This window comes from Candidatus Flexifilum breve (assembly GCF_016713355.1).
In genome coordinates, this window is record NZ_JADJPI010000025.1 from 36931 (window position 1) to 43806 (window position 6876).

Consider the following 6876-nt stretch of genomic DNA (forward strand, 5'->3'; position numbering starts at 1 on the left):
AGCCGACGCCGTTATCCGTGATTTCCAGATACGCACCCAACCCGCCGCGTCAGTTGACCGAGACTTCCGGTGGCGCGGGCATGCTTGCGGACGTTCGCCAGCGCTTCCTGCAGCACACAGACCAACTGCACTTCCGCGAGCGGCGACAAGCCCAGGTAACCGTCGAGCTGGTTCTCTAGCTTGATGTCGATGCCGGTTTGTAAGCTGAAGCCGTCGAGATATTCGAGCATGGCCGACGCGACCCCGGCCTCGGTCGACAGGGTGGTTCGCAGGCTCAGAATGTTTTCGCGGACGTCGGCGTGCGCGGTCTGGATGGCTTCGCGCATCCGTTTAATCTCCGCGAACAACGCTTCCTGCTTGTTTTGCTTCAACAGCGCTTCGAGCGTCTGCGCCTGCAAATTCATATAGCCCAAAATCTGCGCCAGACTGTCATGCATTTCGCGGGCGATGCGGGCGCGCTCCCCGACGACCGCCAGCGATTGAATCTGCGCGGCCATCAGGCTGTGCTGAATGGCGATCACCGACTGGTTGGCGAGTCGTTCCAACCCGAGCAGATCATCCGCCGTATACGGATCGGACTTGGTGCGGGCGCTCCAGAGGACACCCACAGCCACATTGTTGAGGAGCAGGGGGACAAATGCCGCTTCGCTGACCGTCGCCTCGACCCACAGGCAGAGATCCGCTTGCCAACCAGCCGCTTCTGTCCCTACGGTACGATAGGCTTGCGCCGCTTGCAGCACTTCAAGAATCAACGTTGGACTGGGCGAGATCGCGTTCCTCCTGCAAGGGTTGAATGCGGCGGCGCTCAATCGCATCGAATACGTCGAGGCTGCGCACGACGAACACTAGGAGTGCGAGCGCCGAGCATGCGCCAGAATGGATCGGGAGGCCGGTGGCTTGCAGGACATGCGCGTAGTCGACCAGTCGACGATGGTGAAGGGGTCGGTCGGCGCGTCCAGATCCGGCACAATCGAGGTCGAAATGTACGCGATCATAGTCGTAATACGATACGGGACCATAGGGCGCCGCCGGGACGATTAACCCGACGACCAGCGCCTCGCTCAGAAAGGCGATCGCCGCGCCCATCATCAGGTAGCTGGCATCGGGGAAGCCGCGCTGTTTGTGCTGGTTGCTCTGGCGGATGAAGCCGATTCCGGCCATGATGCTGCCCGGCAGATACAGCAGGTAGCGTGACCAGATGTCAATGGGGATGTGGATTGGCGAAGGTGTCACAAAGGTGGTGGCCGCGTAGGTGATCACAAAGGCCAGCGGGACGGTCAAAATGCTCGGAATGATGCGCGTCCACGAGGGCAGCGGCGTCATCTGCGTGAGCATGCCCCAGCCAAAGCGCAGCAGCAGCAGCCCGGAGATCGGCTGTAAGACCATGCGCAGGAAATGGAGAACCCCCTGAATTTCCGGCTGTGTCCCGCTGATGAGAAACATATCGGTCAGCCGACGCCCGCATAGGCTAAGCCAAATGCGGCCAACGAAGGAATTGGCGGTGCAGCGGCAGAACGCCAGCCCCGGCGGGGCACTGAAGCAGGGCGGCCAGTCCCAGTCCACTGAAGGACAATCCGTAGAGGAAGTACATCATCAACATGAGTCGTTCTCGATCATCCGGAACGAGGCAGAGGGCTTCATCCGGAGTCGTAGTGAGTATACTGCATTCGAACTCGTTGGTTGATAAAGTGGTCGACGGGGTCGTGCTCAGGCTGGGGTGAGGCCAAAGGCGACCTCGCCACCAGCCCTTCTACGAAGAGATTCACGGCAGGATATTTTTAATATTTCGAGACTATCTTCCCTTAAATGACACCTTGTAGGGACGGCCTTCTGGCCGTCCGCTGACCACGGACGCGCAGAAGCGCGTCCCTACAATGGCTCAACTGTTAAAAGTGTCCTGTCCTCAACCGAAAAAAGAGGGGAGAAAGAGGCTTTGCTGGCTCCCCTCCCTGGATTCGGGGTGGGCTGTTTGATTTGCGGACGCCCTGTTGGGCGTCCCTACAATCCCCCTGATTGTTGATTGTTTTAAAAGAGGCTGTCCTTCATCTCTGCAACAGGCCGTGCGTCAGCCCGTGCCCCGTCCGTGGTGATGAAATCCGCGAGGAAGCGCAGCCTTCGTCGAGACCGCGCCCCACACGCCCCAATCGTGCCCGCCATCATACACGCGGAATTCGGAGCGGATGTTGCTCACCCGCGCCACGTGATTGAAGAACAGATGGGCTTCCATGTCGAGGTCGTGCAGATAGTCTTCCGGATTCGGGTTCTTCCACTCGTCGTCGCCCACTGCGATGAACAAGGACAGCGGCAGGCCGCTCGCCGCGACAGAATCCAGCAGGGCGGGATAGTTCAGGCTCTGATAGAGCGCTTCGTCGAACAAGGCGTCGCCGCTGCCGAACGCGCCAAACTCGCGCGTGCTCGAATCGGCGGGCGGGAGGGGGACATAGACCGCCGGGCTGAGCACAAGTGCGCCGCCAAATAGCTCCGGGTAGGCCAGCGAGTAGCGGATCGCGCCGTAGCCGCCCATTGAATAGCCGCCGACGAGCCGCGCCTCGCGGTTGGTGGAGGTGCGGTACGTCGCGTCGATGTGCGGGATGAGATCCTGCATGAAGGCCGTTTCGACCGCTTCACCGCGGTAGAGCGATCCGGTGTACTGCGAATCGATGTAGTAGCCCGCCCGGTCACTGGACGGCATATCCGGCAGCACGGCGATCAGCGGCGGGATCGAACCGTCCGCAATGAGACGGTCGAGTATGTCGCGCGCTTCGAGCCACGAGTCCATGACGTCGCCGCGCCCATGCAGCAGATAGATCACGGGATAGCGGACATCACTCGCAGCATAGCCCGCGGGCAGGATGGCGGTGTACTGATACGTCCGCCCGAGCGTCGCCGACTGGAAATCTTCGCGGATGAGCACGCTGCCCTCACTTTGCGCCACGGCGCGTCCCCCGATCAACCATAGACACAGAACGGCGATCCACAGAAATTTTGCCAGCATGGTCACTGTCCATCGTACTCATGATCGGTCGGGTGAATGCGGCGCATCGGGCGCTCGCGTGTCTGTTCTTCGTACACGTGTGCGACTAAGCCCGGCACGCGCGCCATCATGAAGAAGGTGTTGCCCAGTTCGATGGGAATGTGCAGGTCGAGGAGCACCGCCGCCATCGCGCCATCCACGTTGATCGGCAGCGGTTTGCCCGACTGCCGCGCCCACGCATCCCGCAGCGCCGCGACCATCGCCACGGCCGCCCCGGCGACGCCCGCTTCGGTGGCGAGATCGAGCAGGCGGGCGGTACGCGGATCCGCGGTGTGGATGCGGTGACCGAAACCGGGGAGGCGGGCTTTCGCCGCGCGCTTGGCTTCGACCAGCTTATCCGCCGCTGCTTCCGGCGTGAGGCTATCAGCCCGGGCGAGGTCGAGCGCCGACTGAATCAGGCGCATGCAGTCTTCGACCGCGCCGCCGTGATGCTTGTTGATGCTCAACAGCCCGACGGCGACCGCCGCATTGATCGGCGCGCCCGTGCTGGCCGAAGTCCGCGCCGCCAGCGCCGACGGCGGACTCGCGCCGTGGTCCAGCGAGGAGACGAGCAGCGCATCGAGCAGCCGCCCGACGGGTTCGGATGGGAGATCGCCCGTTAGCGCGAGATAGATCGCCTGACTGAAGGAGACGCGCCCCATCAGGTCGTCGATACGCTGCCCGCGCAGGCGAATCTCGTTGGGCTTGATGTCGGTGATGGCCGTCTTCCAGTGCAGACTGTCTTCATCTTTCTCAGGTTTGCTCACCGGAACGACCTTTCTCGGCTTAACGATGCTCGCGGTCACGCGGGGGATGTCCGCGAACGACTCGACGATGTGCGCGCCGACTTCACGCAGGCGCGCGACTTTGCTGGCATGCGTGCCGCGATTCCCTTCGATGATCGCGCCGGCGTGGCTGAAGCGTGTGCCGCTCTTGGCCGCCTTGCCGCCGATGTAGGCGATCAGCGGTTTGGTGAACGCGCCCGACTCGATGAGCGCGGCGGCGGCTTCTTCCTGCGACGTGCCGATCTCGCCAAACATGACGACCGCTTCGGTCTGGGGATCGGCCTGAAACAGCTTCAGCACTTCGGCATGCGGCAGGCCGACGATGGCACCGCCGCCGACGTGCACGAGCGTCGATGCGCCGATGCCCGCATGGGCAAGGTAGTGCGGTGCTTGGTCATGGCGCCGCTGCGCGGCTGGTCACACCGACCGGGCCGGGGGAGAAGCAGTCTTTCGCGCTGGCGGCCCTGCCCGCCCATCATGCCGAGCACGCCTTTATCCGGGCTGAGCACGCCGAGCGTGTTGGGGCCGATGAACTGCGCGCCCGCCCGCGCCGCGTCTGTCGATTACCACATCGTAGATCGGCCACGCGATCCGGCACGATCCGGGCGCTTGACCCGCGTCGATGGCTTCCAGCGCCGCATTTGACTAAGCGCGGCAGGCACAAACAGCACGCTGATGTCGATCCTCACCGACCGCTTCCGTGCGCCGCGCACTGAGTCGAATACGGGGACGCCGGCTTCGGCATCCGCCGCCTTTGCCGGGGGTCACGCCCGCGACCACCTGTGTATGGTAGCCGCGCATCAACCGCGCGCGCGTCAGACCTTCGCGCCCCGTGATCCCCTGAATGATGACGCGCTGGTCGGGATCAATCAGAATGGACATGGTTGCCCCCTACGTCGGGTAAGCCGCTAATCGGCAGGAAGATCCGCCCGCCGCGGTTGCCCAGGAAATGGCATTCGACTTCGCACGCCAGACATTCGGTGCAGCCGCCTTTTTTCGCCTGTTCCAGCGAAATGTTGAGCACGGGCACGTCATTGACGACCGAGAGGATTTGCGGCACGCAGGTCTGCACGCAGGCTTTGCTGGCGCAAGTGCGGCACACGGCGTGATCATACGTCACCGTGCCGCCCGTGACCGTCGCGAAGCTGTACGGCTCCTGCGGCGCGAAGGGCGGGCGCGGCGGCGGATTCTCGGCAGGGGTATAGCTCTCGACCAGCGTTTGCAGGCGATCCACACAGAAATCGGGCGAGTCGTCGCGACCATACGCTTCGATGGGCGCGGGAAGGCCCCGTTCGCGCGCAGCAGAATGGCTCGCCTGATCTTCGGCGTTGCCGCCCACGCGCAGCACGGGGACGTCTAAACTCTGGTCCATGAACGCCTTGACCAGCCCGCGCGCCGAGTGGAACTGTTCCCGACTGGCGACACCGCTCCCGCCCGCGTAATAACCGTCAATGCCGCGCTGGCTGAGATGATGCACGCCGCGCGGTAGACTTTGCTGGCGGGCGGGTTGCCGCTGGTATCGACAAAGTTGGCGATCTTGAAGTCGTGGGCGAGCAGCGCATCCCATGGTTCATCATGCTGCCGCCGCCGCCCGCGCCGTGAAAGCCGATCACGCGCTCGCCCTTGCGGAAGTCGGTCTGCATCTGGATGAAATAGAAGGTGCCGCGATAGTCATGCTTCTCGACGTTCCACGCGATCTTCTCCAACTCAGTTGGTGGGCGGTCGAATTCGCGGGCGATTTCAATGCCGAGGTCGGGGTGACGGTAGACGGCGTAATCGTCAATCGTGAAGCGGGCATCCAGCGCGATCAGCTCGCCACGTTCGGTGAGCGCCAGCGGGTTGATTTCGGCGGTACGCGCTTCGTACGTCCGCGCTGCCGGTAGACCCCGGGCAGGAACGCCGCCATTGGCTCTGCAGTTCGCCGTCGATGCCCGTGCGCCGCACCAGATCGCGCGCCTCGGATCCGCTGCAGGCCGAGGCGAATATCGACCACCTGCCGCGCGACTTGGTCGGTGCTCCGCCGCGATGACTCGATGCCTGTACCGCCCCGGCTGCTGAAGATCACGACCGGGGCGCGCGCCGCATCGTCGACGATCACGCCGACGTATCCTGGTGTCAGCTTCGCCGCTCTCCGACCAGAATCCGGTCGACGCGGAAGTTCCCGCCCACCTGTCGCCCCAGAAGAATCGGCAGCCGATGGCGCCGCGGCTCTTGCGTCGGGCGATCGGCGGAAGTGGATCAGGTTTTGCCTGGCGCGCCCGGTCACCCACGCCTGCGCCTTGATGACGACCGAGCGCCAATGCCAATCGCCAGCAGGCGCGCCTCATTCGGCGTGGCGACCGCTGCACCTTTGGGCAAGAATGCCGAACTGCCGGAGGATGTCTTTGCCTTGGTATTCGTGTAAACGTGTCATGTTGGTGTCAACCGAACTGATTCGAAGCGGGTGTGGCCGCCGTGCCATGTCGATAAGCCGATTTGCCCGTGCTGGTAATCGCGCAGATCATCGGCCCACGTGAGCGTCTGCGCTGTGCCATCCGGCGCAGTGACAGTCGCCGTCAGCGAGTTGTCTTTCACAGTCAAACGCAAGGTATAGCGGGTGTTGGACTGCCATGCGAACGGCGCAGTCGCGACTGGCTGATAGGTTTTGTCCTTCTTGACAAGGCGACGCAGCCATTCGGCGCTGCAAAAGCCCGAAACGCAAGCTCCGCAGCGCACCTGCACGCGCACATGGATGTTATGATGGTCACCGATTAGCGGCTCACGAGCGCCACTTCGAGCGCGTAATTTGACCACTCGATATCCCCAGAATACGACTCGCATTCCCCAACGCCGCTGCCGTGATACGCGCCGTCTTCCAGCCAGTAACCGCGCAGGCGCGTCCATTGGCTGATGCCGCCGGATTCAGGGAACGCTCCGGCGGACGTGGTGGGGTAGCCAGCTCGGCGGGCCACCCCAATCGAGCGACTCGAGGTAGACACTGCCTGTTTCCCAGACTTCACCGGTGTTGTGGAGCACAACGCCGACCTCGGAGAGACAAGCATCTTTCAGTCGTGGAATCTGCCAACGAACTGTGCGCCA

The 6876-nt window shown here is 63.2% G+C and carries 10 protein-coding genes; 1 reads left to right on the forward strand and 9 read right to left on the reverse strand.

Features of this window, described 5'->3' with window-relative positions:
• Positions 1-11: 11 nt before the first annotated feature.
• From IPK17_RS21025 to IPK17_RS21040, 4 genes are all read right to left on the reverse strand, one after another.
• The gene (locus IPK17_RS21025; protein ID WP_343419664.1) at positions 12-752 is read right to left on the reverse strand and encodes a sensor histidine kinase; all 741 of its coding nucleotides are present in this window, start codon (positions 750-752) and stop codon (positions 12-14) included.
• Positions 742-1563: a hypothetical protein gene (locus IPK17_RS21030; RefSeq protein WP_343419665.1), complete on the reverse strand. Its 822-nt coding sequence runs from the start codon at positions 1561-1563 to the stop codon at positions 742-744. The genes IPK17_RS21025 and IPK17_RS21030 overlap by 11 nt, the downstream gene beginning before the upstream one ends.
• A gap of 502 nt (positions 1564-2065) precedes the next feature.
• Positions 2066-2995, reverse strand: a complete 930-nt coding sequence (locus IPK17_RS21035) for an alpha/beta hydrolase (protein WP_343419666.1) — start codon at positions 2993-2995, stop codon at positions 2066-2068.
• A 2-nt stretch (positions 2996-2997) separates the two neighbouring features.
• Positions 2998-4143 (reverse strand): citryl-CoA lyase, encoded by a 1146-nt coding sequence (locus IPK17_RS21040; protein ID WP_343419667.1) that lies wholly within the window; start codon positions 4141-4143, stop codon positions 2998-3000.
• Positions 4144-4167: 24 nt separating this feature from the next.
• On the opposite strand from IPK17_RS21040, the gene IPK17_RS41100 reads away from it, so the two are divergent.
• A complete protein-coding gene (locus tag IPK17_RS41100) occupies positions 4168-4443 on the forward strand; it encodes a hypothetical protein (protein WP_502748961.1) in 276 nt (91 codons plus the stop codon).
• Here the strand turns inward: IPK17_RS41100 and IPK17_RS21050 are convergent, their stop codons facing one another.
• The 5 genes from IPK17_RS21050 to IPK17_RS21070 all read right to left on the reverse strand — a co-directional run bounded on the left by IPK17_RS21050 (position 4444) and on the right by IPK17_RS21070 (position 6776).
• On the reverse strand, positions 4444-4680 hold the full coding sequence (locus IPK17_RS21050; protein ID WP_343419669.1) for a hypothetical protein: 237 nt from the start codon (positions 4678-4680) through the stop codon (positions 4444-4446).
• The gene (locus IPK17_RS21055) at positions 4664-5275 is read right to left on the reverse strand and encodes a hypothetical protein (protein ID WP_343419670.1); all 612 of its coding nucleotides are present in this window, start codon (positions 5273-5275) and stop codon (positions 4664-4666) included. Before IPK17_RS21055 ends, IPK17_RS21050 begins: the two co-directional genes overlap by 17 nt.
• Complete coding sequence (locus IPK17_RS21060; protein ID WP_343419671.1) at positions 5247-6098, reverse strand: hypothetical protein; 852 nt, start codon at positions 6096-6098, stop codon at positions 5247-5249. Before IPK17_RS21060 ends, IPK17_RS21055 begins: the two co-directional genes overlap by 29 nt.
• Before the next feature lie 109 nt (positions 6099-6207).
• On the reverse strand, positions 6208-6591 hold the full coding sequence (locus IPK17_RS21065) for a hypothetical protein (protein ID WP_343419672.1): 384 nt from the start codon (positions 6589-6591) through the stop codon (positions 6208-6210).
• On the reverse strand, positions 6549-6776 hold the full coding sequence (locus tag IPK17_RS21070; RefSeq protein ID WP_343419673.1) for a hypothetical protein: 228 nt from the start codon (positions 6774-6776) through the stop codon (positions 6549-6551). The genes IPK17_RS21065 and IPK17_RS21070 overlap by 43 nt, the downstream gene beginning before the upstream one ends.
• Positions 6777-6876: the final 100 nt, after the last annotated feature.

What these genes read in the sequence shown, in the direction of transcription:
- IPK17_RS41100 (WP_502748961.1), top strand. Translation starts at nt 4,168, where the DNA reads ATGGGCAAGGTAGTGCGGTGCTTGGTCATGGCGCCGCTGCGCGGCTGG.
- IPK17_RS21035 (WP_343419666.1), bottom strand. Translation starts at nt 2,995, where the DNA reads ATGCTGGCAAAATTTCTGTGGATCGCCGTTCTGTGTCTATGGTTGATC.
- IPK17_RS21050 (WP_343419669.1), bottom strand. Translation starts at nt 4,680, where the DNA reads ATGTCCATTCTGATTGATCCCGACCAGCGCGTCATCATTCAGGGGATC.